Raw genomic sequence first — 24,351 nt, forward strand, 5'->3', positions numbered from 1 at the left:
CAACGCTTCGTGCAGCGCAATTTCACAGGTCCACAATGCGGACTCCTTCCAGTGTGTCGGTCACCATGTTCACGCCGACTTCCCGCGCGGTGCCGAGACGGACATGCGGCAGTTCGTCATCCGGCTCACCGCACTTCCGGCGAACTCGCGAGCCAAGGCACCTTCTGGCAGGACGCGCGTCGAGGAAAGCTGTCGTCCGGCCCTGAGGGCCGTCATCACCGAAGAACGGAAGTGCGACGATCCTCATGATCACTCGAATGCACGACGCGAAAGACCTGCTCACGGAAGTGAGCTCCGAAGTGTTCGCCTCTCTGCCCCGGAGTGACCAGCGCAGAACCGCTGAGCAGCTCCTGCGAGGGATGGCGACTACGCCCGGCCGGAAAACGGCCCGCAACATCGCATTGCGCTTGTCGGACCCACCGGCCGAACAGCGCTTCCAACACTTCATCGCAAAGGCGCGCTGGGACTGGGAGCCCGTCCGCGCCGCCCTGGCCACGGCAGTGGAACGGCATGCCCCCGCAACCGCCTACGTGGCGCACCCTCTGGTGCTGTCCAAGACGGGCAACGGGTCGGCCGGTGTGCACACGCGCTTCGTGCCCGAGCTCGGGCAGACCATCAATGGCCAGTTCGCCTACGGCCTGTGGCACACCACGGGTACGCTCGCCACACCGGTGGACTGGCATCTGGAACTGCCCGACGAGTGGCTGCAGGATCCGCAGCGCAGAAGACAGGTCGACATCCCGGAGCGCTACGTACGCGACCTGAATCCCGGGCTGCCGGCGCTGTCGTCGGCGCTCACGGACCTGGTCGACGGCCTCTTCGGGTCCACCCGTCCGCTCGTCATCGACGCCCGCCACCTGCCGGTGGCCGCGCTCCTCGGCCGCTTCGCCCGGGCCCGGCTGCCGTGGCTCGCGCAGATCAGCGATGCCCTCACGGTGGTCCCGGCAACGCGCTCCCGGCACGGTGCCGACCGCGTACCGGTACATCAACTCCTCTGGCGCATACGGCAGATGCGACGCCCCGTGGACCTCTCCGCACCGTGGCGTACCGCTGCCATGGTGCGGGTGCGGCTGCCCGGAGCCCCTCTCCCGGGAGCCGGTGCCGAGCCGGAGCCACTGACACTGCTCGCCGAGTGGGACGAACCGGAGGCCCGGCCCCGTCGCTGCTGGCTCACCGACCTTCCGGGCTCGGCCGCCGACCTGCTGTCCCTGACCACACTCCTCGACGGTGCGGCCGGCCGGACCAGTGGGGCCGACGGTGCCGGGCTGCGCGACTACAGCGGCCGTTCGTTCACCGGCTGGCACCGGCACATGACGATGGTGTCGGTGACCCACGCAGTGCACGTACTGACCGCACACGAGGCCCCTCCGGAGCGGTCGGCTCAGCACCGTGTGCCGTCTCCCGCCGCACAGCAGCCACGGATTCTCACGGGGTGAACCGGACCTCACTCCTGGCGGTTGCCGTCCGTCGCCCGCAGACGTGCGCGTACCCGGTGCATACGCAACGCCAGCTGGACCTCCAGCGCCCCCACACCGTCCTGCCAGCGGGGCCCGAGGAGGTCGGTGACCCGCTCCAGGCGCCTTGCGACGGTGTTGGCGTGCACGAAGAGCTGCTCCCCGGCTCGGGTCGGGCTGCCGTTGGCGGCGTAGTAAGCCTCGAGCGTCGGGGCCAGGTCCGCGGAACGCCTCTCGTCGTACTCCAGGAGAGGGCCGATGACCGCCCCGATGAACCCCTCCATGTCGTGTTCATCGGCCAGCAGCAGTTCGAGGAATCCCAGGTCCCGCGGCGACGCAACGCCGCCCGCGACGCCAAGAACCGTGACGGCGTGGAGGCAGCGCGCGGCTTGCTTGTACAGGCCGGGCGCCGCCTCGGGCTCCGTGCCCGGTCCCGCCGCACCCGCGGTGACGAGCTGCCCGGTGGCGGCGGCGCAGGAATCCGCCACGGCCCTGGCCAGGGCGGACGGGTCCTCGCCCGGCAGCAGGAGGACCACATGGTCCGCGCGGTAGCTTCGCAGCCCGCCCGCCTCCCGCGCGTACACCGAAGCCCAGGTACGGATCCGGTCGGACAGGCCGCCCTCCGGACGGGCCGCCACCAGGACGTGCCGGCTCCGCAGGTCGAACCCGAGGCTCCGGGCACGCTGCTCCGCGAGCTGCTTGGTGCCCGGCTGGGCGGCGAGCAGTACTTCCAGGAAGTCGTCCTGCTGTGAAATGCCGGTGGCCCGGCTCTGCAGGAGGACTGCCAACGCCTGCGCACAGCTGCGGAGGAGGGCGGTGTCCACATCGCTCAGGGGCTGCGCACGGCCCACCGTCAGCCGGCCGTAGTCGACAGCTCCCCGCACGGCACAGACCCAGCGCCCGCCGACCACCTCGGCGCCGGTGTCCTGCTTGCCATCGGGCGGAGTGCCGCCGTTGCCCTCCTCGAAGCTCACCTCCGCATCGAGCAGCTGGCCCGCAACGGTCAGGAACCTGTCCACACTCGCCCCGCTGAGGATCAGTTCCATCAAGGCGTGCTGGCTGTCCCGCAGCCGCCAGACACCTTCCCGCTCCTCCTCGGCGCGACGCACGTCCGAGGCGAGCCGCTCCGCCTTGTCCCGCATCCGCTGCCGGTCCAGGCTGGCCGCGACCGCGGGCGAGACCAGCTGGCCGAGCTCTCCCATCAGGGCGATCTCTTCGGTTTCGAAGTGCCGCACCTCGCGGGCCGCCGCATAGAGAACGCCCAGGTGGGAACCGTCAGGGGCGCTCAGCGGTACCGCGACCACCGCGCGCAGCCCCTCGATGCGGACCACCTCGTCGATCTCCGGCGAATGCTGTATGCCGGGGTCGGCCAGATAGTCCGGGGTACTGAACGGGGCGATCCACCGCTGGGCCGCGACGCCGAGGCCGCCGTCGCCCGGCACCCGGAAACTCGGTGTCAGCCCCGAGACGTGTCCGTCGACGGCGCGCACCACGTCCGCGCCCAGCTCCGGATCGTGCAGTGCGACATAGGCCATGTCGAGGTTCAGCAGCGTGCGCGCCCTGCGGGTGACGATGCCCAGCACGGTGGCCACGTCGTCCGCGCCGAGGAGGTCGCGTGCGGTGTCGAGCAGTGCCGAGAGGCTCGCGGCGCGCCGTCTGCGGTGCTCGAACAGGCCGCACACGTCGTACGCGAGCCGCTCCGCCCGTATCAACCGCTCCAGGTCCGAGCCGTCGATACCGCCTGCCTTTGCGTCCGCGACCGGCTCACGGAAGGCCACGGGCGGAGCCTCACTCGCCAGCAGCTCCAGATATGTAACGGCATCCCCCACAGCCGACTCCCCCCTGCGCACCCCGACCTCTCCTTCTGGCGGCGTTGGTCCTCGCCGGCCCGTTGGTCTTCGTAGGAAGAGCCTAAAGAGCTGGCGCGCTCTGATCCACTTCTCGTCTCACCAGGTGAATATATGGAGCCGTAATGCGATCGAATCGGTGTCGTGACCACCGTCCAGGGGCGATGAGCAGTTGCCGGAGCCCCTACTGCGGCGTACCGGAAGACGAGATCGTGACCTGGCCGGCGGACACAGCCGGTGTCCGCCCCTCACTCCGGAGGTTTCCGTGAACCGGACGAACGTCGTCCACCAGCCGTCCAGCGCCCCTGTGGGCGAGAGCCATTCGCAGATTCAAAGCCATAAACGTTCACTTGCACGCTGCGAGGCATCACGGACGCGGCCCGACCGGCCGCGCGTCTTCGACCTCGCCGGCCTCTCCTGGGATCTGCTCGACGACGTCTTCGCGCCGATCCACAGCCCCAGCACCGGCGTCGCCCTGGACTTCCTCGGTCTGTCCCCGTCGGCCCGTCCCCGCACGGCGGGGAGCCGGGGCAGCATGCTGGAGATCGGCTGCGGCACCGGGGTGGTGTCCGTCGTGGCCGCGCTGGATGGTTACGAGCGAGTGGTCGGGACCGACATCAATCTGCATGCGGTCCGGAACACCGAGCTCAATGTCGCCCGGCACGGAGTGGGCGACCGGATGCGCGTCGCGCACAGCGACCTGTTCGATTCACTGCCGCCCGGCGAGCGGTTCGACGTGATCTTCTGGAGCTCCAACTACGTGCTGGCGCCCGAGGACTACGCCTACCGCAATGTCTGCGAGCAGGCGTTCGTGGATCCCGGGTACGCCGCGCACCAGCGATTCCTGGAGCAGGCGGTGCGCTGGACCACGCCCGGCGGCCGCGTCCTGCTGCACTTCACCAACCGCGGCGACACCGGCCTGCTGCGGCGCCTCGCCGCGGAGTGCGGCCGCGACCTCCGGCTGCGCGAGTCGCGAACGGTGCGGGAGGGCGAGGACGCGGTGGAGCACCTGCTTCTCGAAGTGACACCTTCCGCGAAGTGATACCGGGCGCGGCACACCTTCCGAGATATGACACCTTCCTGGAAGCGACCGCCGCACGCAACGCCGCCCCGCATACTCCGTCAACTTGCATCTTTCTACTGTAAGTTGCGGGATCTCCTGGGCACTTCACGCCCGGCCGGTCCGATTCACTTAGCGTTCCTGTCGTCCCGCAGAAACCCGAGAAGGGCGACAGCACGTGAAAATCGACTGGGCCGGCTGTGACGAACTGCCGATGGATGAGACGAAGATGTCGAGGCGTCTCACGATGGGCAGCAAGATGTCGTGCATGCGCGTCGTCGCCGATCAGCCGGGACGCCCGGACACCACTCCGCACTGGCACGAGAACGAGCAGTGGGTGGTCGTCGTTTCGGGCGCGGTGCATTTCGGCGCGGACGGCACGGAGTACGAACTGCAGTCCGGCGACGTGGCGTTCATCCCGGCGGGCCGGCGGCACACCCTCACCCAGGTCGGTGACGAGGGAGCGGTCCTGTACGAGCTGTCCGCGCCCGGACGCCTCGACCTCGTCCCCGGTTCGCTGGTGCCGTCGGCACTGCGGTTCGACTGAGCGGCGGGGCGGCACGGAGATGAGTACCAGCAGCATCCCCACAGAGCAGGCATCGGTCGTCCTCGAATACGTGCAGGGCAAGCGCCGGCTCACCCGGGTCCTGGAGACGGCGAGCACGCTGCTCCAGCGGGTCTCCGAGGAGCCGGAGCGGGCCCGGCGCCTGGAGACGTCGTTCGAGCTGATCCGCCGCCACTTCAGCGCGGACGTGTGCCTGGAATTCGACGGCGTCGTGCTGCGCGCGACATCGGACGCCCCCGCTGCCGACGCCGACCCGGTCTGCCGCTTCACGATCGAGGGCGCTGACGGTGCGTCGGGCCGCCTCGACGCGCGGTACACCTCACCGGGCACGCTCGGTCTCACCCCGGCCGAGTGGCCCGGCGTCATGCTGCTGCTCGCCCGGATCACGGCGCTGAGCGTGGGAGGCCGGATCGTATGAAGAGCGTCGTGGTCTCCGGCACGTCATCGGGGATCGGGGCCGCGGTCGCCGAGGAGTTTCTCGGCCGCGGTTACCAGGTCATCGGCCTGTCCCGCCGCGGCAACGAGGAACTCGCCGCTGCCGACGGCTACTTCGACCTCCGCGTCGATCTGCGGGACGCGGCCGCCGTACGCTCCGCTCTGACGGACCTCGCCCCTCTGGAGGTCCGCGACGGGCTGTGCGCCGTCGTCCTCAACTCCGGTCTCTCCCCGGCCCCGAGCCCGCTGACCGAGGTGGACTGGGAGTCGGCCGCCGACGTGTACGCCACGAACGTCGCCACCGCACTGCACCTCGTCCAGGCCGCCGCCCCGCTGCTGCGTCAGCACGGCGGCGGGTCGCTGACCTTCGTCGGGTCGTCCACCGCGGCCGGCCACGATCCGACCCGCTGGCCGTACGCGGCGAGCAAGGCGGCGCTGACGTCGCTGATGCGCACGTGCGCGGTGGCGTTCGCCGGCGACGGTGTGGTCGCCAATGAGGTGCGCCCCGGCCCGGTCGCCACCGCGATGACGGTCGGCGGCGCCGACGAACGATTCCTGAACATGCTGAACTCCGGATACCGGACCGACTGGCTGAAGTCCGTCAGCACTGTCGCCCGCTGGATCGTGGACGTCGCCGAATTCCCGGCCAACGGCCCTACCGGACAGATCTTCAATTACAGCCGCAAGGCTTCATAACCGCGCGCCCATAAATCCAGCAGGGATTTGTACGGCCCGCAGCGATTGTTTCCGCTCACCCCACACACTCACGGAATGAGGACACCCATGTCCGCTCACCCCTCCGCCGATCAGCTCATCGACCTGTTCAACTGGGCCTCCCCCGGCATGGTGGTCACCGACGCCGAAGGCCGCGTCGTGCTGGCCAACAAGGCGGCCAGGGAACTGCTCGCGGACGGCGCCGCCCCCGGCAGCCGGCTCGCCGACGTCCTCGGGGTCGATGACTACGCGGCGCTGCGGGCGGCCCGGTCCGTCGTCGAGAACCGCGCCGTCTCCTTCGCCAACGTCACGTTCCCCGGTGGTTTCGCCAACCTGGGCTTCGGCGAGGTGGACGGGGCCGTCCACGGCTTCTGGGCGCTGCGCCCGGCCACGACCCACCCCACGCCCTCGGAGAAGCCGGCTCCTCAGGAGGCGGCCACCGCGGCGGCCTGGATCGCCCGGGTCGACGCGCCCGACCCGGCGTACACGCCCGTGACCGAGGACGCCGTGCCGCTGCTGCGCGCCTACTACGACCACTGCCCGGTCGCCATCCACCTGATCGAGGAGGACGGCACCGTCGCCCATGCCAACTGGAAGGACATCGCGATCGTCGGTGCGTCGGACGCTCCGGACAGCTATGTCGGGCACCATATCCGCAACATCTACGCCGACAAGGAGATCGTCGAGGACTTCCTGGGCCGCTGGGACGACGATGCCCCGATCATCGACTTCCGGGCCGACTTCCTCAACAAGGGTGAGCGGGTGCCGGTCGTCATCTTCTCGACCGCCAACGTCGAGGGCGGCACGCTCAAGAACACCCGGTGCTTCGTCTTCCCCGACAACGAGCCCACTCGCCGACGCGACCGCGTGACCGCGCTCGACCTGTCCTTCTGACCCGTGTGCGGGGCGGCCACCGACGAGGCCGGCCGCCCCGCCGGGCCCCCCTTTCCGCTCCGACCTCCAGGAGTTCGCCGTGGTACCGCAATCCGCAGCCCGCGCACCGGGAGAGGCCGCCATGTCCGAGGTGGCGACCCACTGCCCGTACTGCGCGCTGCAGTGCGCGACCCTGCTGAGCGGTGCCACGGCGGGCACGACGACGGTACGGCCGCAACCCGACCACCCCGTGAATCAAGGCGGCCTGTGCCAGAAAGGCTGGACGGCACCGGCGCTGCTGAACGTCGCCGACCGTCTGCGTCAGCCGTGGATACGTGAGACGCGGCAGGCCGGTCCCCGGGCGGCGGGCTGGGACGAGGCGCTCGACCGGGTCGCCTCGACCCTGCGCGCGCTGCGCGACGCGCACGGCCCGGACGCGGTGGCCGTCCTGGGCGGCGGCGGGCTCACCAACGAAAAGGCGTACCTGCTGGGGAAGTTCGCCCGGCTCGCGCTCGGCACGAGCCGGATCGACTACAACGGCCGGTTCTGCATGTCCTCGGCCGCAGCCGCCATCATCCGGGCCTTCGGCGTGGACCGGGGGCTGCCCTTCCCGGTGACCGACCTCGGACGGGCCGACGTGGTGCTGCTCGCGGGCGCCAACCCGGCCGAGACCATGCCCCCGCTCATGCGCCACCTGGAACGCCCCGAGCTGATCGTGATCGACCCCCGGCGCACCCCGACGGCCCGGCGTGCCGTGCTGCATCTGCAGCCGGCGCCCGGTACCGACCTCCCACTCGCCGTGGGCCTGCTGCGGCTCGCGATCGACGAGGGGCACGCGGACCTCGATTACGTACGCGCGCGGACCAGCGGTTTCGACGCGGCACGGGCGGCGTCGGACGCCTGGACGCCCGAGCGGGTGGCCGCGCTCACCGGGGTTCCCGTGGCCGCGATGCGTCAGGCGGTGCGGCTCCTCGCCGGGGCGCGCCGCGGTTACGTCCTGACCGGCCGCGGGGCCGAGCAGCACCGCGACGGTACCGACACGGCCTCGGCGTTCATCAACCTCGCGCTCGCCCTGGGGCTGCCGGGCCGCGAGGGCAGCGGCTTCGGCGCGCTGACCGGGCAGGGCAACGGCCAGGGCGGACGCGAAATGGGGCAGAAGGCCGACCAGCTGCCCGGCTACCGCTCGATCACGGACCCGCGGGCGCGCCGGCACCTCGCCTCGGTGTGGAACGTACCCGAGGAACGGCTGCCGGGAGCGGGCCCGAGCGCGTACGAACTGCTCGACTCGCTCGGTACCGCCGACGGGCCGCGCGCCCTGCTGGTCTTCGGTACCAACCCGCTCGTCTCCGCGCCGAACGCGGCGCACGTCGGTGACCGGCTCCGGGCGCTCGACCTGCTCGTCGTGGCCGACTTCGTCCCCAGCGAGACGGCCCGGCTCGCGGATGTGGTGCTGCCGGTCACCCAGTGGGCCGAGGAGGAGGGCACCCTCACCGGTCTCGACGGCCGGGTCCTGCGCAGGCGCAGGCTGCTCGACCCGCCCGGCGGAGTCCGCAGCGACCTGGACGTGCTGCGCGGCCTCGCCGTACGCCTCGGCGAAGCCGCCGGGGACTATCCGGTCGCACCGCGCGCCGTCTTCGAGGAACTGCGCCGTGCCACGCGCGGCGGGACCGCCGACTACGCCGGCATCACGTACGACCGTCTCGACGCCGGTGAGACACTGCACTGGCCCTGCCCGGACGGCGGCCACCCCGGCACGCCCCGGCTGTTCCTCGACGCCTTCGCGCACCCGGACGGCAGGGCCCGCTTCGCGCCGGTCGCCCCCGCACCGCCCGGCGAGCGGCCCACTGCAGATTTCCCCCTGCGGGCCACCACCGGCCGCGTCCTCGCGCACTACCAGTCGGGGGCGCAGACCCGGCGGGTGGAGACCTTGCGGGACGCCTCCCCCGAGCCCTTCGTCGAGCTGCACCCCGACACCGCCCGGCGGCTGGGCGTGCGCGACGGGGAGATGGCCGAGGTCACCTCCGCGCGCGGCAGCATGCGGGCGCGCGCCCGTCTGTCGGACGGCATTCGCCCCGACACGGTGTTCGTGCCGTTCCACTTCGCCGGTGACGGCCGGGCCAACCTGCTGACCGGCGGCGCTCTCGACCCGGTCAGCCGGATGCCCGAGTTCAAGCTCAGCGCCGTCCGCGTCGCGCCGTGCGCACGCCCGGACGTCCGTCGGGCGGTGACGAGCGAGCAGTCCGAGGCCGTGGTGTGCCTGTGCAACGGCGTGTCACGGCGGCAGCTGGCCGCCGCGTGGCAGGCCGGCGCCCGCTCCGTCGCGGACCTCGCCGCGGCCACCCGGGCCACCACCGGGTGCGGCGGTTGCGAGTCGGACGTGCGCAACGTTGTCGAGCGGCTCGCCGGATCGGCTCCACCGCCCGCACCCGCGCCCGCGGTGCGGCGGACCCGTACGGCATCGCCCCGCACCCTGGTCGTGGTCGGCAATGGCATGGCCGGCCACCGGCTGGTCGCGACGCTCCGGTCCCGCGACCTGGCGGACCAGTGGCGGATCGTCGTCCTGGGCAAGGAGCACCGCCCCGCCTACGACCGGGTCTCCCTCTCCTCGTACCTCGACGGGAAGAGCGCGGAGGATCTGACACTGGCCGGTGCCGACCTGCTCGCCGATCCCATGGTCGGGTTCCGGCTCGGCGTCTCCGGCGAAGCGGTGGATCCGGCGGCGCGCACGGTGCGTACCTCGGAGGGTGACTCGGTCGGCTACGACGCGCTGGTACTGGCTACCGGCTCGCATCCCTTCGTGCCTCCGGTACCGGGCCGTGAGGCGGCCGGCTGCTTCGTCTACCGCACCTTCGAGGACCTCGACGCTATCCGTGCCGCCGCGGCCCCCGGTCGGCCGTGCGTGGTGGTCGGCGGTGGTGTGCTCGGCCTGGAGGCCGCGAGCGCGTTGCGGAACCTGGGCATGCGGCCCCACGTGGTGGAGCGTGCTCCGTACATCATGGCGGCGCAGCTCGACGAGGCCGAAAGCCTGAGCCTGGCAAGGGAGTTGGAGGGCCTGGGGCTGCGGTTGTACTGCGGTACCGGCCTCAGCCGTATCGCGGCCCGCCCGGACGGCCGGGTGGGGTCGGTCGAGCTCGGCGACGGACGTGTCCTGGAGGCCGATCTGGTCGTCTTCGCGGCGGGCATCATCCCCGCCGACGGACTCGCGGGCCCCGCGGGGCTCGCGCGGGGTGAGCGGGGCGGGTTTCTCGTCGACCGGCGCTGCCGCACCGCGGACCCGCGCATCTGGGCCGTCGGCGAGTGCGCGGCAGTGGCCGGCCGTTGCCACGGTCTTGCCGCGCCCGGGTACCGGATGGCCGACATGGTGGCCCGGCACCTGCTGGGCGAATCCGTTCCCGAGTTCACCGACTCCGACAATTCGCCCCCATTGAAGCTCGTGGGTGCCGCACTGGCCGCAACGGGGTGACGGCGCCACCGTGATTCATGATCACGCCCCGTGCTTCCGTTGATCACCGATGCCGAACTCGGCTTCCACACCGTGCAGTCGACCGAAGACAGTCGACCGGAATCAGTCGACACATGTCAGTCGGCCCAAGTCAGTCGACCCAGGTCGGTCGGCCGCAGACAGTCGACCGGAGTAAGGAGAGCAATGCCCATGCGGAAGGGGCAACTCGGGTTCCTGGCGGGCACCCATGCCGTCAATGATCTCTACCAGGGTGCGGTACCGGCACTGCTGCCGTTCCTGATGTCGCAGCGTCATTACAGCTACGCGGCGGTGTCCGGAATCGCGCTGGCCGTGGCCGGGATCTCCAGCGTGCTGCAGCCCTTCTTCGGCGTCCTGGCCGACCGGAAGCCGCGGCCGTGGCTGGTGCCGGCCGGCTTCACGACCGCGGCCGTCGGCGTCGCGGCGGCCGGCCTGGTGGACAACTACTGGGCGACCTGGGTGTGTGTGGCCGCGGCCGGCGTCGGCATCGGCGCCTACCACCCGCCGGCCACCAGCCAGGCCCGGCAGGCCGGCGGCCAGTCGCAGAAGGCGATGAGCGTCTTCGCCCTGGGCGGCACGCTCGGCGCCTCCCTCGCCCCCACGCTCGTCACGCTGGTGGTCGGCGGACTCGGCCTGTCCGCCAGCTGGCTCCTGGCCGCTCCCGCGCTCGCCATGGCCGCGCTGTGGCTGGCCAAGAAGGACTGGTCACGGCCCGCCGCGCGCCCGGTGGCGACGGCGGCCGCGGCGGGGGCGCCGCGCGCCAAGGACGACTGGCGGGCATTCGCGCGGCTGGTCGCGGTCATGGTGCTGTGGTCGATCCCGTACGTCACCGTGACGGCGATGATCTCCCTGTACGCCCGGAGCGATCTGCACGCGTCCACGGCGCAGGCCGCGGCGGCCCTCACCACCTTCACCCTGTCGGGCGCCGCGGGCACCCTGCTCGGCGGCTGGGCGGCCGACCGTTTCGGGCGCCTGGTGCCCGTACGCACCGGCTATGTGCTCGGCGCCGTAGCGCTCGCCGGGATCACCTGGGCCCCCTCGCTGCCCGTTCTGCTGATCTGCGCCGGGCTGTGCGGAACCGCACTGTTCCTGCCGTTCGCGCCCCAAGTCACCCTGGGGCAGGACTACTTGCCGACGCGCCCCGGCACCGCGAGCGGTCTGACGCTCGGCCTCGCGATGTCGGTGGGCGGCCTGTCGTCGCCGCTGTTCGGCCGGCTCGCCGACGCCCACGGCCTGCGCCCGGTCTTCATCGTGGTGTTCGGCGCCTCGCTCGTCGCCGTCGCCTGCTCGTTCCTCCTGCCCGACCCCAAGCCGCGGACGGCGCCGCCGGTACCCCGGCAGGCCGGCCCGGAGCGCGAGACGACCCGCGCCTAGGCCGTCCCGGCAACGTCCCGCCTGTCCGACGGCCGCCCCCGTACGAGAGGAATCCACCAAGCCGATGACCACATCCGTTCAGCAGGTTTCTCCCCCTGAGCAGCCCGTCGCCGACCGCTTCGACTACCACTCGCCCCTCTTCCAGAGCGACCCGTGGCAGGTCTACCGGGCGCTGCGGGAGGCCGGACCGGTGCACTTCTCCACGGCGGCGAACTGCTATGTCGTCGTGGGACACGAGGCGGTGAAGGCGGGGCTGTCCCACGAGGCCGTGGTCGCGGACTTCCCGCTGCGCACCAGCCGGCGCACCTTCGGCCGGAACCTTCTCGACCTGGACGGCGCGGCCCACCGCGCCTTCCGCAAGCACATCGCGCCGCTCCTGGGCGCACGCGCCGTCCGCTCGTACCTCCCCACGGCGATCGTGCCGCTCGTGGCGGAGACCGTCGCCGCCCTCGAACCGGGCGCGGCCACTCCCGTCGTGGAACGGATCTCCGCCGTGGTGCCCTACCGGCTGATGTGCGGCCTCATGGGGCTGCCGCAGGCCGACGCGCGCTGGCTGTACGAACAGATGCGGCCCATCGCGCGGACCCTGGACTACCCGCCCGACACCTCGGCCGACGTGCGGCGGGCCAAGGACGTCGTGGAGGCTTATCTGCGCGGCCTCGTCTCCCAGGGCGCCATCGGCCGCGACACCATGACCGGCGGGATCCTCGCGGCGATGCAGGACAGCGCGGACCCGTTCGAGATCGCCGATGTCCTGGCGACGCTGCTGCTCGTCCTGCTCGCCGGGACCGAAACCAGCATCGCCGCGATCACCAACATCGTGCACGGGCTCGCGGCCCAGCCGGGGGCGCTGGAGCAGTGCCGTACGAAGGACGACGCGGTACGCGTCATCCGCGAGATCCTGCGGCTGCGCCCGCCCGTCCACTCCGTCCTGCGGTTCGCGCAGCGGGACTTCTCCCTGGCCGGCACGGACATCCAACGCCGTTACCCGATCCTCTTCTCCCTGGCGAGCGCCAACCGCGACGCGGCGGTCTTCCGCCGGCCCGACACCTTCGACCCGGACCGCGGGGAGCGCGGTGCCCTGTCCTTCGCCACGGGCCCGCACGCCTGCCCCGGGACGAACCTCGCCGAGGCTGAGTTCGCCGAGACCTGCGTGCGCCTCGCCGAGCGCTTCTCCGCGCTCACCGTGGTGCCCGGCAGCGACACGGAGCACGGCCACTCGTTCCGTCACGCGCCGGACCTTTCCGTGATCTTCTCCTGACCCCTCAACTTCGCTCCCTTTACAGCCACTTGGAGGACACCGTGTCCGACAACGCACTCGTCATGCGTCGCCTCAGCGACTGGATCAAGCAGCAGAACCCGGAGGCCGGAGAGATACCGGAGGACCTGGACATCGTGGAGACGCGGACGGTGACCTCGCTCCAGTTCGTCGAATTCCTGCTGTTCATCGAGGAGTTGCGCGGCGCTGCCATTCCGTCCGAGGACATGGACATCGACTCGTTCCGCACCCTGCGGTCCATCGTCGACCGCCACTTCGCCCACAGCCTCACGGCAGGGGAGTGACCATGACCGTGACCACCGCTGTTTCCTCCCTCGGGCTTCCGCTGCTGCGCGGCCCCGAGATCGCCGTCCTCACCGCGGTCGACGACCTGGTGTCGGACTGGGCCCGCACGACGGGCGCCGAGGCCGTCGGGCTGCCGGCCATGGTCGAGGCACGGAACCTCGCGAAGATCGACTACTTCACCAACTTCCCGCACCTCGCCCATGCGGTGGCCACCCTCGCCCCCGCGGCCTCGGAAGAGTTCACCGCCGGTGACATCCGGCAGGAGCACCTCCGGCCGACCTCCCTCGTACTGCCGTCGGCGGCCTGCTACGGGGCGTACTTCGCGTACAGCGGCACCCGGCTCGACGCGCCCGTGCTGCTGACCACGCGCGCACTGTGCTCGCGCGCGGAGTCGTACTACGAGTCCCTGCGCAGGCTGCGCACGTTCCAGATGCGCGAGGTCATCCACATCGGCACCCAGGAGTCCGCCGAGGAGTTCGCGCGGCGCGGCAAGCAGTGGCTGACCGACGTGGTGGCCCGGCTCGACGTCGACGCGCGGCTGCAGCCCGCGTCCGACCCGTTCTTCGACTCGGGCGGCTCGCGGGCCATGATGCAGCGGCTGTCCAAGGTCAAGGAGGAGCTGGTCCACGACGGCGACCTGGCGGTGTCGTCGGTCAACCTGCACCGCAACTTCTTCGGGGAGCGGTGCGACATCCGGGGGCCCGGGGGCGAGTACGCCTACTCCGCGTGTCTCGGCGCGGGCCTGGAGCGCTGGACGCACATGCTGCTGACGACGTACAAGGGCGACTCGGACGTCGCCGTGCGCGAGCTGCGCCGGGCCGGCGCCGAGGTCGCGGCGGGCGCCGGGACAGGGGCGTGATGGCCGCCACTCCCCTGCTGCTCCTGCATCACTCGGGCGGGTCGGCGCAGATCTTCCATGAGCTGATCGACGCCCTGCCCGCCTCCGTCGCGCCGCTGGTCTGGGAGCTGCCCGGCCGCGGCCGGCGCTGGCGCGAGCCCCTGGTCACCACGGTCGAGGACGCCGTCGCCGATCTGCTGCGCCGTACCGACGAACTCACCGGGGACTTCGCCGTGTTCGGCCACAGTCTGGGCGCCTATCTGGGCCTGGCGCTGGCCGCCGAGCTCGACGAGCGGCCGCGCGGCGCGCGGTGCACCACGCTGTTCGCCTCGGCGAACGCGGCACCGAGCAACGCCGTCCTGCCCAGCCCGCGCTCGCCGCTGCTGCTGAACGACGAGGAGACCTTCGCGATGGCCCGGCGGGCGGGCGGCGACGTCGACCCGCGGATCCGCGACCACCCCATGCTCGGCCCGTGGACCGCGAACCTGCTGCGTGCCGACTTCTCCCTGACCGACACGTTCCTGCGCCGCCACCGCGACACCGTCACCCGCGCGGACATCGTCACGGTGTGCGGCACGGACGACATCTTCACCCCGCTCCAGCTGAAGTCCTGGAACGCCGCCACCACGGGGAGCCACGAGCTCCTGACCTACCCCGGCGGCCACTTCTACCTGGAGCAGCAGGCGAAGCCACTGGCCGCCGCGATCACCCCCCACATCGCACCGGTGCACCGTTAGGAAAGCATCCATGCGCACCCATCCCTTAGTCACGGCGCAGCGACGAGAACCGAGCAGCGCGCCGCCCCCCACCGCTTCGGCCGCCCCGTACGAGGACTGGAACACCGTGTTCGCCCGCGTCTCGACGTTGTCCGAGCGTGAGCTGGAGGTGTTCCGGGCGCTCGGGGAGGGCGCGTCGAACCGACGGATCGCGGGCCGCCTGGCCATCACGGAACGGACGGTGAAGGCGCATGTGGCCCAGGTCCTGACGAAGCTGCGCGTCGAGTCCCGGCTGCAGGCCGGCATCATCGCCTTCGCCTGGACCCGGCCCGCACACCTCGACGAGGGTCCGCCGTTCCGGCCGTCGCCCGTCGCCTGTGGCGCCTCCGGGCCACTGCCCCTCAGTGGATCCCGGCCAACCGCAGCAACGCGGTGACCACGGCTGCGCCGAGTACCACCACCACGAACGGCGCCTTGCGCCAGGCGAGCAGGCCCGCCACCGCCACCCCCACCGGCCGGGCGACGCCGGCCGCTTCGTGTCCCTCCATCAGGCCGGTCGTCGCGACCAGGGAAGCCAGCAGGACGACCGCAGCCGTCTCCATCAGCCGCTCGGCGCGCGGCGGAAAGGTGATACGGGAGCGCAGCAGCGGTCCGGCGAGGCGGAATCCGTACGTTCCCACGGCGAGCACGAGGATCGAGACGACCAGGACGAGGGGGCTGTGCATCACGGACGTGTTCATCGCGGGGCCTTTCGCGGAGCTTTCTCTCCTACGGCGGTGAGCGCCAGCCCGGCCAGCGCGAGCAGCACGGGAAGACCGGCGGGCAGGAAGGGGGTGGTGGCGAGGGCGAGGGCGGCGCCCGCCAGGGCGGCCCGGCGCTTCTCGCGGTCGCCGCGCAGCGCCGGGAGGATCAGGGCCAGCAGGATCGCCGGGAACATCGCGTCGAGGCCGAAGGCGTCGGTGTCCTCGATGACGGTGCCGGCGAGGCCGCCGATCGCGGCCCCGATCGGCCAGCACACCAGAATGCCCAGGCCGCAGGCCCAGTAGGCGGCGCGTCCGCGGGCGGTGTCCTTCTGGGACAGGGCGAAGACGACCGTCTCGTCGTTCATGAGGTGTGTGCCGAGGAACCACCAGGCGCCGCGCCCGAGCACGTCGGGCACGGCCAGCCCGAAGGGCAGATGCCGGGCGTTGACCAGGAGACCGGCGATGACCGCGGCGACCGGGCTGCCGCCCGCGGCGATGATCCCGATGAACAGGAACTCCGACGACGCGGCCACCACCAGCAGCCCGAGGACCACGGGGAGCCACAACGGGAAGCCGGACGCCACAGCGATCGCCCCGTACGACAGACCGATGACGCCCACGGCCAGACACACCAACGCGACGTCGCGCAGCAGCGCCCGGTCCAGCGTTTTCCATAACGAACCCATGACCGATATAGTGAACACCCTGATGAGTGTTCGTCAAGGCGAACAATCGACTTCTGGAGCGAACGCATGACGCAACGGGAGAAGCCCGACGCCGGCGCCGCCAAGGCGCCCCTGGACTTCATCGCGGCGGCCCTCCGCCGGGCGCGCGAGGCCGCGGGACTGTCCCTGACCGAGCTCGCGCTCCGGGCGGGCGTCGCGAAGTCGACCCTGTCCCAGCTGGAGGCCGGCCGGGGGAATCCGAGCCTGGAGACGCTGTGGGCCCTGTGCACGACCCTCGGGCTGCCGTTCTCCCAGCTCCTCGACCCGCCGCGGACACCCGTGCAGGTCATCAGGGCGGGCGAGGGCGCCACGGTCGCCTCGTCACGGGCGGACTACCGGGCCACCCTGCTGTCGGCCTGCCCGCCCGGAGCCCGCCGCGACCTGTACCGCATCGAGGCCGAACCGGGCACGTCACGGGACTCCGCCGCCCACTCGCCGGGGGTCGTCGAACACGTCCTGCTCTCCTCGGGCAGGGCCCTGGCCGGCCCGTCCGACGAGCCCGTCGAACTGCACCCCGGTGACTTCGTGACCTACCCGGCCGACCAGCCGCACGTCTTCGAGGCGCTGGAGCCGGCCACCCGGGCCCTGCTCGCCTCCGACCACTACTGACGCATCTGACGTACTTGGCGTACTTGGCGTACCCGACGTTCTCGATCCACCTGATGAACCGTCAGTGGCCCATGCCCAAGCCGCCGTCCACCGGGATCACGGCTCCCGTGAGGTACGCGGCTTCCTCGGAGGCGAGGAAGCGGACGACCCCCGCGACCTCCTCGGGACGCGCGTACCGCCCCAGCGGAACCTGATTCAGTACCCGCGTGCGCTGCGTCTCGCTCAGCCCCCGGGTCATGTCCGTGTCGACGAAGCCCGGGGCGACCACGTTGCAGGTGATGTCGCGCGAGCCGAGTTCGCGCGCCAGGGACCGGGCGAGTCCGACCAGGCCGGCCTTTGAAGCGGCGTAGTTGGCCTGACCCGCCGCGCCGTACAGCCCCACCACCGAGGAAACGAGGACGATCCGGCCGCCGCCCGCCCGCATCATGCCACCGACAGCCTGCCGCACGAGGCGGAAGGCACCGGTCAGGTTGGTGTCCAGGACCGACCTGAAGTCGTCCTCCGACATGCGGGCCATCAGGGCGTCCTTGGTGATCCCGGCATTGGCCACGACGACCTGGGCGGGGCCGTGTTCGCGCTCCACTTCCTTGTACGCCTGCTCGACCTGTCCGCTGTCGGTGATGTCGCAGCGGACGCCGAGGAAGCCCTCCGGCGGCTCCCCCGAGCGATAGGTGAGGGCCACTTTGTCGCCGGCGTCGGCGAAGGCACGGGCGACGGCCAGGCCGATGCCACGGTTGCCCCCGGAAACGAGAATCGAGCGGTTCAACGGTCGACCTTTCGGTACGTCATGAGAATGTCGGAGAGGCTCAAGTAACAACGGCTCAGGCCATTTTGTGGACCCACCCGTGCCGGTCGGGCAGCTCACCGGACTGAATGCCCATCAGTTCCGCGCGCAGCCGCATCGTGACCGCGCCGGGCCGGCCATCGCCCATCAGCCACTCCCCGTCCGCGCTCTTCGCCCGGCCGACGGGCGTGATCATGGACGAGGTGCCGCACGAGAAGACCTCGGTCAGCCGGCCGGCCTCCGCGTCCGCCCGCCACTGCTCGACGCTGATCCTGCCCTCCTCCGCGACCAGCCCGAGGTCCCGGGCGAGCGTGAGGACGGAGTCCCGGGTGATACCGGCCAGCAGCGTGCCGGTCAGCTCGGGGGTCACCAGCCGGTCGCCGTAGACGAAGAACATATTGCTCGTGCCCATTTCATCGACCCAGCGCCGCTCCTTGGCGTCCAGCCAGACGACCTGGTCGCAGCCGTGCTCCGCGGCCTGCTCCTGGGCGACGAGGGTGCCCGCGTAGTTGCCGCCGCACTTGGCGGCCCCGGTCCCGCCGTCGGCGGCCCGGGTGTAGTCGGTCGTCAGCCACACGGAGACCGGCTCGACACCGCCCTTGAAGTAGGCACCGGCGGGACCGGCGACCACGACGAAGAGATAGGAGTCCGACGGGCGGTAGAAGCCCAGCGAACTCTGCGTCGCGATCATGAAAGGACGCAGATAGAGGCTCCGGCCCTCGCCGGTGGGCACCCAGTCGCGATCGGCGTCGACCAGCAGCCGCAGCGCCTCCAAGAACGCTTCCTCGGGCAGCGCGGGCATCGCCATCCGCGCCGCCGAGGTGTTCAGCCGGGCGGCGTTGGCATCGGGCCGGAACGACACGATCGACCCGTCCGCGCGCCGGTACGCCTTCAGCCCCTCGAAGATCTCCTGACCGTAGTGGAACACCTGCGCGGTCGGGTCCAGCGTCAGCGGCCCGTAGGCGCCGAGGCGCGCGTCGTGCCAGCCCCGCTCCCGGCTCCATTTGATGGTCACCATGTGGTCGGTCATCACCTCGCCGAAGACCGGATCGGCGAGCACCCGGGCGCGCTCGGCGTCCGGGGTGCCCACGACACGTTCTTGCGAGAATTCCAGGCTCATGCGGTACTCCATGGGGTGTACGTGTTCCATCACTGCGGGGGATTGCCGTGCTTGCGCGGCGGCAGGTCGGCGTGCTTGGTGCGCAGCATCGCCAGGGAACGGATCAGCACCTCGCGGGTCTCCGCGGGGTCGATCACGTCGTCGACCAGGCCGCGCTCCGCCGCGTAGTACGGGTGCATCAGCTCCGCCTTGTACTCCTTGACCATCCGGGCCCGCATGGTCTCCGGGTCGGCGGCCTCGGCGATCTGCTTGCGGAAGACCACGTTGGCGGCGCCCTCCGCGCCCATCACCGCGATCTCGTTCGTCGGCCAGGCATACGTCAGATCCGCGCCGATGGACTGCGAGTCCATGACGATGTAGGCACCGCCGTACGCCTTGCGCAGCACGACCGAGATCCGCGGCACGGTGGCGTTGCAGTACGCGTACAGCAGCTTGGCGCCGTGCCGGATGATGCCACCGTGCTCCTGGTCGACGCCCGGCAGAAAACCGGGCACGTCGACGAGCGTCACCAACGGGATGTTGAAGGCGTCGCACAGCTGCACGAAGCGGGCCGCTTTCTCGCTCGCTCTGGCGTCGAGCACCCCGGCGAGGTGCTGCGGCTGGTTGGCGACGATGCCGACCGAGCGCCCGCCGAGACGGGCCAGCCCGCACAGCACGTTGGTGGCCCAGGCCGAGTGGACCTCCAGATACTCGCCGTCGTCGACCAGCTCCTCGATGACTCCCCGCATGTCGTACGGGAACCGGCCGTTCGCCGGGACGAGCTGGAGCAGCGCGTCCGAGCGGCGGTCCACCGGGTCCGCGGAGGCGACCGCCGGCGGGTTCTCGTGGTTGTTCTGCGGCAGCAGCGACAGCAGGTACCGCACCTCGGCGAGGCAGGTGGCCTCGTCGTCGTACGCGAAGTGGCAGACACCCGAGGTCTCGGCGTGCACGTCCGCGCCGCCCAGCCCGTTCTGGGTGATCTCCTCACCGGTCACCGCACGGACCACGTCCGGCCCGGTGATGAACATCTGCGAGGTGTCCCGGACCATGAACACGAAGTCGGTCAGCGCGGGCGAGTACGCCGCGCCGCCCGCGCACGGGCCCAGCATCACGCTGATCTGCGGGATGACACCGCTCGCCTTGGTGTTGCGCTGGAAGATGCCGCCGTACCCGGCGAGCGCCGAGACGCCCTCCTGGATACGGGCACCGGCACCGTCGTTCAGCGACACCAGCGGCGCACCGGCCTGAATGGCCATGTCCATGATCTTGTGGATCTTCTGCGCGTGGGCCTCGCCCAGCGCGCCGCCGAAGATCCGGAAGTCGTGCGCGTACACGAACACGGTCCGGCCGTGCACCGTGCCCCAGCCCGTGATCACACCATCGGTGTAGGGCTTCTTGTTCTCCAGCCCGAAGCCGGTCGCCCGGTGCCGGCGCAGCGGCTCCACCTCATTGAAGGACCCCTCGTCCAGGAGCAGTGCGATGCGCTCGCGCGCCGTCAGCTTGCCCTTCGCGTGCTGGGCCTCGGTCGCCTTGTCGCTGGGACCGCGCGCTGCCTGCTCACGGATCGCGTGCAGCTCGGCCACGCGCCCGCGCCCGTCGGTGGGTTCCATGGGCGCCTGTGCGGACGTCGTCATGTGCTACCTCCTTCCGTCGGCGGTCTCGTCCGTCCCCGCTGCGGGGATGACGATCCCGGTGGCGAGCAGGCCGTTGTGCTCGGTCCAGCGCCCGCGCAGAGTGGTGCCGGGGCCGCCGGGCCGCACGACGCGCGCCGTGAACGTCCCGTTGCGGGCGTCGAAGTCGAGCACGGCGTCGTCGAACCAGAGCGGGGTGCCCGTCAGCGCGTACCAGCTCTTGTAGACGGATTCCTTGGCGCTGAAGAGCAGGCGGTCCCAGTGGATGTCGGTTCTTCGCGTACGCAGGTCCGCGAGGTGTGCCTGCTCCTGCGGCAGCGCCACGACTTCCAACACCCCTTCTGCGAGCGGCTGGTTGGGTTCGGCGTCGATGCCGAGCGCCCTGGCGTGCGTCGTGCGGACGACGGCGGCGGCGCGGTAGCCCTCGCAGTGCGTGATGCTCCCGACGATGCCGGCCGGCCAGCGCGGTGCGCCCTTCGGGTCGCGAGAGATCGCATCGGCTGTGACCCCCAGGCCCGCCAGGGCGCGGCGCGCGCAGTGCCGGCCCGTGGTGTACTCCGCCCGGCGGCCCGGCAGGGCGTTGCGTACCGCGTCCGCCTCTGCCGGGTGCAGGGTCAGGCCGGGCGGATCGCCGGCCGTCTCCGCGCAGCTGGCCTGTGCGGCCACGACGTCCTGGATCACGGACGCTCCGGCGCGCCAGTGGTCCGCTGCGCGGGAACGCATCGCTGACGGTGCGCCCCCAGGCCCTCGACCTCGGCCTCGACGATGTCCCCGGACTTCAGATAGGGCGTGTCGGGGCGGCCGAGGGCGACACCGGCCGTGGAACCGGTGAGCACGACGTCGCCCGGCTGGAGCGTCATGAACTGGCTGAGGTATCTGATGAGTTCGGCCACCGGGACGACCATGTCGGAGGTGTTGCCGTCCTGCATGGTCCGCCCGTTGACCTTGCAGGTCAGCGCGAGCTTCTGCGGATCGCCCACTTCGTCCGGGGTCACCAGGTGGGGGCCGAGCGGGGTGAAGGTGTCGAACGACTTTCCCTTGACCCACTGTCCGCCGCGTTCCAGCAGCCAGCGCCGCTCCGAGACGTCGTTGGCCGTGCAGTACCCGGCCACGTACGCCAATGGATCGCAGTCGTCGGTCAGATAGCGTGCCCGGCGGCCGATCACCACGGCGAGCTCGACCTCCCAGTCGGTGTTGCTCTCGCCCGGCGGCAGCTGCAGATCGTCGTACGGGCCCGCCATCGACCACGGCGATTTGCTGGCCACTATGGGCTCGGCGGGCAGTTCCATCCCCGCCTCCGCCGCGTGCGCACGGTAGTTGAGGCCGATGGAGATCAGATGGCCGCCCGCCTTGACGGGCGGCCCGATCCGGGCCGCCCGCACATCGACCGCGGGCAGGGTGGCCGCCTCGCGTGCGAGCCGCCGTTCGGTCTCGGACAGTGTTTCCGGGTCGAGCAGGGGGCCCGTCCAGTCGTTCAGCCACTTCGACAGGTCCCGCACCATGCCGTCGGCATCGACGGCACAGGGACGCTCGTGGCCGGCCGGGCCGACCCTCAGCAGCCTCATGCGGCCCGCTCCTCCAGGTACTTCTCGAAGAAGGCGGTCTCCTCGTCGGTCAGCCGGCGGGGGCGGCCGCGCTCGTAGTCGAACGGCGCCATGACCGTGGAAGCGGTGGCATACACGGTGTCGCCGTCCTTGACCTGGTAGTCGACGGCTACCGTCGCCGACTCCAGGCGGCTGACCCACATTTCGATGTCCACCGGCTCATGACGGTGCGTCAGCTGATTCTTGTACGCGATCTCATGGCTGACCACGACGGACCCGTCCTTGAAGAACGCGTCGCCTTCGGTGGGCCCCATCCGGAAGATGAAGTCCACCCGCGCCTCCTCCAGGTAACGGAGGTAGACCACGTTGTTCACGATGCCGTAGACATCCATGTCGAACCAGCGCAGCGGGCAGCGGTACACATGGCGCGCCATGCGGGTCAGCTCCTTTCGGCGGTGACCGGTGCGGTGGCCGGCGCGGCGCCTGCCAGCCGCTGGAACGCGGACACGTAGTCGTCGGCGGCGATCGGCGCGCGCAGCAGCTCCGGCGTGAGCTGGAAGCCGTCGATCAGCATCGATGCGTGGGGCAGGAGGCGGACGCAGAGGCCGTCGATCCGGGCGGGGATTTCCTTCACCTGCTGCCCGGTCATCGCACCGCGGGCCAGGTACCAGCCCGAGTGCCGGTCGATCTCGGTGAGGGCGTACAGCGAGGCGAGGTCACCGAGCGCTGTGCGCACCACGTCCGACCGCGCGTCGTCGGCGGCGGCCCGGAAGTGCTCCAGAGCGATGCGGACGCCCTTGGTCCTGGCCATGTCCAGCGCGGTGTTCACATTGCCGTTCCAGGCGTCGAAGTACGTCTGGTCGTCGGGGCCGTCCGTCATCGCGGTGCGCGCCTGGCGCAGCAGGCTGTCCTCGCGGTAGTGCAACAGCTCACTGTGGAAGCCCGGTTCGAGCAGGTCGCGGCCCCCGGGGGCGGGGACGGTCCGCTCGTCGGTGGCATCGCGCCCGGCCAGCATCTGCGCGGCGGTGGTGGCGAGCAGTACCTGGTTGTCGCCCTCCGCGGTGACCAGGCCCTGCAGCAGCGAGCCGTAGTCGGCGATGCGGTTCGCGCTGAAGATGCCCTGGGCGCCGCACCGCTCCCGGCAGGTGGCGATGACGTCGGTCATCTCCCAGGTGGACAGCGCCTTGGTGATCGAGATCAGGTTGTTGAGGTCGGCCGATATGTCGTGCGGCGAGCGGAGGAACTCCCGCTTGGCGTGGTTGAGCAGGAACGTCATCGCGTACACCTTCGCCAGCGCCGGGAAGAGGGCGGCCTGGTGGCTGCGGTACTCGATGATCGGTGTGTCGGGCCGGCCGGGGGCGTTGGTGAGCCGCTGGGCGGCGTAGCGCAGGGCGATGTAGACACTCGCCCGGCCCGCGCCGACGGCGGAGCTCGACACGCACAGGCGGCCCGGCTGGATGCGGGACATGGCGCGCAGGAACCGCTTGCGCTGGTTGCCCGGCGCGGGGCGGAAGGTGCCGTCCTCGTCGAAGCCGGCCATGTCACCCATGAGCAGGTTGCGCCGCGGAATGCGGACGTGGTCGAACCAGGTGACGCCGTTGTCGAGGCCCTGCACCGGCTTCTCGGGGCAGGCCGCTGCGTGCACGCCCTCGCACAGGCCGTGCTCGTCGCTGATCCGGACGAGGAACGGGAAGACCCCGTGGTCCTTGCCGTCCGCGATCAGCCGGGCCATCACCACGGCGATCTTCGGTATGTCCCCGAAGCCGCTGTACGACATGAACTTCTGCGCGAGCGGGTCCGGGGTGTTGAGGACGAAGCTCTCGTCGGCCCGGTCGTAGACGGCCTCGGTGCGCAGGGCCGCGACGTTGTTGCCGTAGCCGAGCTCGGTCGCCATGTACGGCCCGAACGACTTCAGGCCGTCCAGCTCGTCGACGTAGTCCTTCACGTCCGGCCGGTCCGCGCCGTGTTCGAGGACCGTGCCGAAGCAGAGGTTGTAGTGCACCATCAGCAGCGAGAAGGTCGACACGTCGAGCAGCGAGGGCCACTCGGCCAGGGCGAACAGGCGCCGCGGCGTGCGCACGATCTCGGTCGGCCGTTCGAGCTTGCCGTGCAGGAAGCGGGAGCGCTCGTACGCCAGCAGGCCGGCTTCCCGGAGGGTCAGCCCTTCGCGCGCGTCAAAGATCGGGTCGAGCAGCGTCTCCTTGATGTCGGCGTGCGTCTGCTCGTACGAGCCGTCGAAGACCAGCCGGGTGAGGTCGTCCCGGTGGGATGCGTCAGAGGTCATCGAGTGTGTTC

The 24,351-nt window shown here is 71.1% G+C and carries 24 protein-coding genes and 2 pseudogenes; 15 read left to right on the forward strand and 11 right to left on the reverse strand.

Going from position 1 to position 24,351, the window contains the following annotated elements; translation table 11 throughout:
- Window positions 1–22 precede the first annotated feature (22 nt).
- Window positions 23–247 (reverse strand): hypothetical protein, encoded by a 225-nt coding sequence (locus tag CCS38_RS28045; protein WP_223736125.1) that lies wholly within the window; start codon window positions 245–247, stop codon window positions 23–25.
- Window positions 248–257: 10 nt separating this feature from the next.
- Between CCS38_RS28045 and CCS38_RS28050 the strand changes: the two genes are divergently transcribed.
- Window positions 258–1,436 carry an IS701 family transposase gene (locus CCS38_RS28050; protein ID WP_223736126.1) on the forward strand — a complete coding sequence of 393 codons (1,179 nt, stop codon included), beginning with the start codon at window positions 258–260 and terminating at the stop codon, window positions 1,434–1,436.
- 8 nt (window positions 1,437–1,444) lie between these two features.
- Here the strand turns inward: CCS38_RS28050 and CCS38_RS28055 are convergent, their stop codons facing one another.
- Complete coding sequence (locus tag CCS38_RS28055; protein ID WP_223736127.1) at window positions 1,445–3,283, reverse strand: helix-turn-helix domain-containing protein; 1,839 nt, start codon at window positions 3,281–3,283, stop codon at window positions 1,445–1,447.
- 283 nt (window positions 3,284–3,566) lie between these two features.
- Here CCS38_RS28055 and CCS38_RS28060 point away from each other — a divergent pair, with 283 nt between their 5' ends.
- The 13 genes and pseudogenes from CCS38_RS28060 to CCS38_RS28120 all read left to right on the forward strand — a co-directional run bounded on the left by CCS38_RS28060 (window position 3,567) and on the right by CCS38_RS28120 (window position 15,357).
- The gene (locus CCS38_RS28060; protein WP_223736128.1) at window positions 3,567–4,343 is read left to right on the forward strand and encodes a methyltransferase domain-containing protein; all 777 of its coding nucleotides are present in this window, start codon (window positions 3,567–3,569) and stop codon (window positions 4,341–4,343) included.
- A gap of 232 nt (window positions 4,344–4,575) precedes the next feature.
- A complete protein-coding gene (locus tag CCS38_RS28065) occupies window positions 4,576–4,908 on the forward strand; it encodes a cupin domain-containing protein (RefSeq protein WP_223736129.1) in 333 nt (110 codons plus the stop codon).
- Window positions 4,909–4,927: 19 nt separating this feature from the next.
- The gene (locus CCS38_RS28070; RefSeq protein WP_223736130.1) at window positions 4,928–5,344 is read left to right on the forward strand and encodes a hypothetical protein; all 417 of its coding nucleotides are present in this window, start codon (window positions 4,928–4,930) and stop codon (window positions 5,342–5,344) included.
- Window positions 5,341–6,057: an SDR family oxidoreductase gene (locus CCS38_RS28075; protein ID WP_223736131.1), complete on the forward strand. Its 717-nt coding sequence runs from the start codon at window positions 5,341–5,343 to the stop codon at window positions 6,055–6,057. Before CCS38_RS28070 ends, CCS38_RS28075 begins: the two co-directional genes overlap by 4 nt.
- Window positions 6,058–6,144: 87 nt before the next feature.
- The gene (locus CCS38_RS28080; protein WP_223736132.1) at window positions 6,145–6,969 is read left to right on the forward strand and encodes a PAS domain-containing protein; all 825 of its coding nucleotides are present in this window, start codon (window positions 6,145–6,147) and stop codon (window positions 6,967–6,969) included.
- 121 nt (window positions 6,970–7,090) lie between these two features.
- Window positions 7,091–9,145, forward strand: a pseudogene (locus CCS38_RS28085) (molybdopterin oxidoreductase family protein); the annotation flags it as partial.
- A gap of 111 nt (window positions 9,146–9,256) precedes the next feature.
- Window positions 9,257–10,411: pseudogene (locus CCS38_RS28090) on the forward strand (FAD-dependent oxidoreductase); the annotation flags it as partial.
- A 189-nt stretch (window positions 10,412–10,600) separates the two neighbouring features.
- Window positions 10,601–11,803 carry an MFS transporter gene (locus tag CCS38_RS28095; protein WP_223736133.1) on the forward strand — a complete coding sequence of 401 codons (1,203 nt, stop codon included), beginning with the start codon at window positions 10,601–10,603 and terminating at the stop codon, window positions 11,801–11,803.
- A gap of 64 nt (window positions 11,804–11,867) precedes the next feature.
- Complete coding sequence (locus tag CCS38_RS28100; RefSeq protein ID WP_223736134.1) at window positions 11,868–13,064, forward strand: cytochrome P450; 1,197 nt, start codon at window positions 11,868–11,870, stop codon at window positions 13,062–13,064.
- A 41-nt stretch (window positions 13,065–13,105) separates the two neighbouring features.
- On the forward strand, window positions 13,106–13,366 hold the full coding sequence (locus tag CCS38_RS28105) for an acyl carrier protein (protein ID WP_223736135.1): 261 nt from the start codon (window positions 13,106–13,108) through the stop codon (window positions 13,364–13,366).
- A gap of 2 nt (window positions 13,367–13,368) precedes the next feature.
- Entirely contained in the window at window positions 13,369–14,226 is an 858-nt protein-coding gene (locus tag CCS38_RS28110) for a class-II aminoacyl-tRNA synthetase family protein (protein ID WP_223736136.1), read from the forward strand.
- The gene (locus tag CCS38_RS28115) at window positions 14,226–14,942 is read left to right on the forward strand and encodes a thioesterase II family protein (protein WP_223736137.1); all 717 of its coding nucleotides are present in this window, start codon (window positions 14,226–14,228) and stop codon (window positions 14,940–14,942) included. The genes CCS38_RS28110 and CCS38_RS28115 overlap by 1 nt, the downstream gene beginning before the upstream one ends.
- Window positions 14,943–14,952: 10 nt before the next feature.
- The gene (locus tag CCS38_RS28120) at window positions 14,953–15,357 is read left to right on the forward strand and encodes a response regulator transcription factor (protein WP_223736138.1); all 405 of its coding nucleotides are present in this window, start codon (window positions 14,953–14,955) and stop codon (window positions 15,355–15,357) included.
- On the opposite strand, the gene CCS38_RS28125 is transcribed toward CCS38_RS28120, so the two are convergent.
- Window positions 15,323–15,661, reverse strand: a complete 339-nt coding sequence (locus CCS38_RS28125; RefSeq protein WP_223736139.1) for an AzlD domain-containing protein — start codon at window positions 15,659–15,661, stop codon at window positions 15,323–15,325. The genes CCS38_RS28120 and CCS38_RS28125 overlap by 35 nt on opposite strands.
- On the reverse strand, window positions 15,658–16,350 hold the full coding sequence (locus CCS38_RS28130; protein ID WP_223736140.1) for an AzlC family ABC transporter permease: 693 nt from the start codon (window positions 16,348–16,350) through the stop codon (window positions 15,658–15,660). Before CCS38_RS28130 ends, CCS38_RS28125 begins: the two co-directional genes overlap by 4 nt.
- A gap of 66 nt (window positions 16,351–16,416) precedes the next feature.
- On the opposite strand from CCS38_RS28130, the gene CCS38_RS28135 reads away from it, so the two are divergent.
- Window positions 16,417–16,998, forward strand: coding sequence for a helix-turn-helix domain-containing protein (locus CCS38_RS28135; RefSeq protein ID WP_223736141.1), 582 nt, complete (start codon window positions 16,417–16,419; stop codon window positions 16,996–16,998).
- Between the two features lie 61 nt (window positions 16,999–17,059).
- On the opposite strand, the gene fabG is transcribed toward CCS38_RS28135, so the two are convergent.
- The 7 genes from fabG to CCS38_RS28170 are packed head-to-tail and all read right to left on the reverse strand — an operon-like array spanning window position 17,060 to window position 24,340.
- Window positions 17,060–17,764: a 3-oxoacyl-ACP reductase FabG gene (gene fabG, locus CCS38_RS28140; protein WP_223736142.1), complete on the reverse strand. Its 705-nt coding sequence runs from the start codon at window positions 17,762–17,764 to the stop codon at window positions 17,060–17,062.
- 55 nt (window positions 17,765–17,819) lie between these two features.
- Window positions 17,820–18,902, reverse strand: a complete 1,083-nt coding sequence (locus CCS38_RS28145; protein ID WP_223736143.1) for a branched-chain amino acid aminotransferase — start codon at window positions 18,900–18,902, stop codon at window positions 17,820–17,822.
- 29 nt (window positions 18,903–18,931) lie between these two features.
- Window positions 18,932–20,515: an acyl-CoA carboxylase subunit beta gene (locus tag CCS38_RS28150; protein WP_223736144.1), complete on the reverse strand. Its 1,584-nt coding sequence runs from the start codon at window positions 20,513–20,515 to the stop codon at window positions 18,932–18,934.
- Between the two features lie 3 nt (window positions 20,516–20,518).
- On the reverse strand, window positions 20,519–21,193 hold the full coding sequence (locus tag CCS38_RS28155; RefSeq protein ID WP_223736145.1) for a 4'-phosphopantetheinyl transferase family protein: 675 nt from the start codon (window positions 21,191–21,193) through the stop codon (window positions 20,519–20,521).
- A complete protein-coding gene (locus tag CCS38_RS28160) occupies window positions 21,190–22,077 on the reverse strand; it encodes a fumarylacetoacetate hydrolase family protein (RefSeq protein ID WP_223736146.1) in 888 nt (295 codons plus the stop codon). Before CCS38_RS28160 ends, CCS38_RS28155 begins: the two co-directional genes overlap by 4 nt.
- Entirely contained in the window at window positions 22,074–22,490 is a 417-nt protein-coding gene (locus tag CCS38_RS28165; protein ID WP_223736147.1) for an acyl-CoA thioesterase, read from the reverse strand. Before CCS38_RS28165 ends, CCS38_RS28160 begins: the two co-directional genes overlap by 4 nt.
- Window positions 22,491–22,495: 5 nt before the next feature.
- Window positions 22,496–24,340, reverse strand: a complete 1,845-nt coding sequence (locus tag CCS38_RS28170) for an acyl-CoA dehydrogenase family protein (RefSeq protein WP_223736148.1) — start codon at window positions 24,338–24,340, stop codon at window positions 22,496–22,498.
- Window positions 24,341–24,351 lie beyond the last annotated feature (11 nt).

The organism is Streptomyces purpurogeneiscleroticus, from assembly GCF_020024005.1.
Taxonomy (GTDB): Bacteria; Actinomycetota; Actinomycetes; order Streptomycetales; family Streptomycetaceae; genus Streptomyces; species Streptomyces purpurogeneiscleroticus.

What these genes read in the sequence shown, in the direction of transcription:
- CCS38_RS28045 (WP_223736125.1), bottom strand. Translation starts at nt 247, where the DNA reads ATGAGGATCGTCGCACTTCCGTTCTTCGGTGATGACGGCCCTCAGGGC.
- CCS38_RS28050 (WP_223736126.1), top strand. Translation starts at nt 258, where the DNA reads ATGCACGACGCGAAAGACCTGCTCACGGAAGTGAGCTCCGAAGTGTTC.
- CCS38_RS28065 (WP_223736129.1), top strand. Translation starts at nt 4,576, where the DNA reads ATGGATGAGACGAAGATGTCGAGGCGTCTCACGATGGGCAGCAAGATG.
- CCS38_RS28070 (WP_223736130.1), top strand. Translation starts at nt 4,928, where the DNA reads ATGAGTACCAGCAGCATCCCCACAGAGCAGGCATCGGTCGTCCTCGAA.
- CCS38_RS28075 (WP_223736131.1), top strand. Translation starts at nt 5,341, where the DNA reads ATGAAGAGCGTCGTGGTCTCCGGCACGTCATCGGGGATCGGGGCCGCG.
- CCS38_RS28080 (WP_223736132.1), top strand. Translation starts at nt 6,145, where the DNA reads ATGTCCGCTCACCCCTCCGCCGATCAGCTCATCGACCTGTTCAACTGG.
- CCS38_RS28095 (WP_223736133.1), top strand. Translation starts at nt 10,601, where the DNA reads ATGCGGAAGGGGCAACTCGGGTTCCTGGCGGGCACCCATGCCGTCAAT.
- CCS38_RS28100 (WP_223736134.1), top strand. Translation starts at nt 11,868, where the DNA reads ATGACCACATCCGTTCAGCAGGTTTCTCCCCCTGAGCAGCCCGTCGCC.
- CCS38_RS28110 (WP_223736136.1), top strand. Translation starts at nt 13,369, where the DNA reads ATGACCGTGACCACCGCTGTTTCCTCCCTCGGGCTTCCGCTGCTGCGC.
- CCS38_RS28115 (WP_223736137.1), top strand. Translation starts at nt 14,226, where the DNA reads ATGGCCGCCACTCCCCTGCTGCTCCTGCATCACTCGGGCGGGTCGGCG.
- CCS38_RS28120 (WP_223736138.1), top strand. Translation starts at nt 14,953, where the DNA reads ATGCGCACCCATCCCTTAGTCACGGCGCAGCGACGAGAACCGAGCAGC.
- CCS38_RS28125 (WP_223736139.1), bottom strand. Translation starts at nt 15,661, where the DNA reads ATGAACACGTCCGTGATGCACAGCCCCCTCGTCCTGGTCGTCTCGATC.
- CCS38_RS28130 (WP_223736140.1), bottom strand. Translation starts at nt 16,350, where the DNA reads ATGGGTTCGTTATGGAAAACGCTGGACCGGGCGCTGCTGCGCGACGTC.
- CCS38_RS28135 (WP_223736141.1), top strand. Translation starts at nt 16,417, where the DNA reads ATGACGCAACGGGAGAAGCCCGACGCCGGCGCCGCCAAGGCGCCCCTG.
- CCS38_RS28145 (WP_223736143.1), bottom strand. Translation starts at nt 18,902, where the DNA reads ATGAGCCTGGAATTCTCGCAAGAACGTGTCGTGGGCACCCCGGACGCC.
- CCS38_RS28150 (WP_223736144.1), bottom strand. Translation starts at nt 20,515, where the DNA reads ATGACGACGTCCGCACAGGCGCCCATGGAACCCACCGACGGGCGCGGG.
- CCS38_RS28160 (WP_223736146.1), bottom strand. Translation starts at nt 22,077, where the DNA reads ATGAGGCTGCTGAGGGTCGGCCCGGCCGGCCACGAGCGTCCCTGTGCC.
- CCS38_RS28165 (WP_223736147.1), bottom strand. Translation starts at nt 22,490, where the DNA reads ATGGCGCGCCATGTGTACCGCTGCCCGCTGCGCTGGTTCGACATGGAT.
- CCS38_RS28170 (WP_223736148.1), bottom strand. Translation starts at nt 24,340, where the DNA reads ATGACCTCTGACGCATCCCACCGGGACGACCTCACCCGGCTGGTCTTC.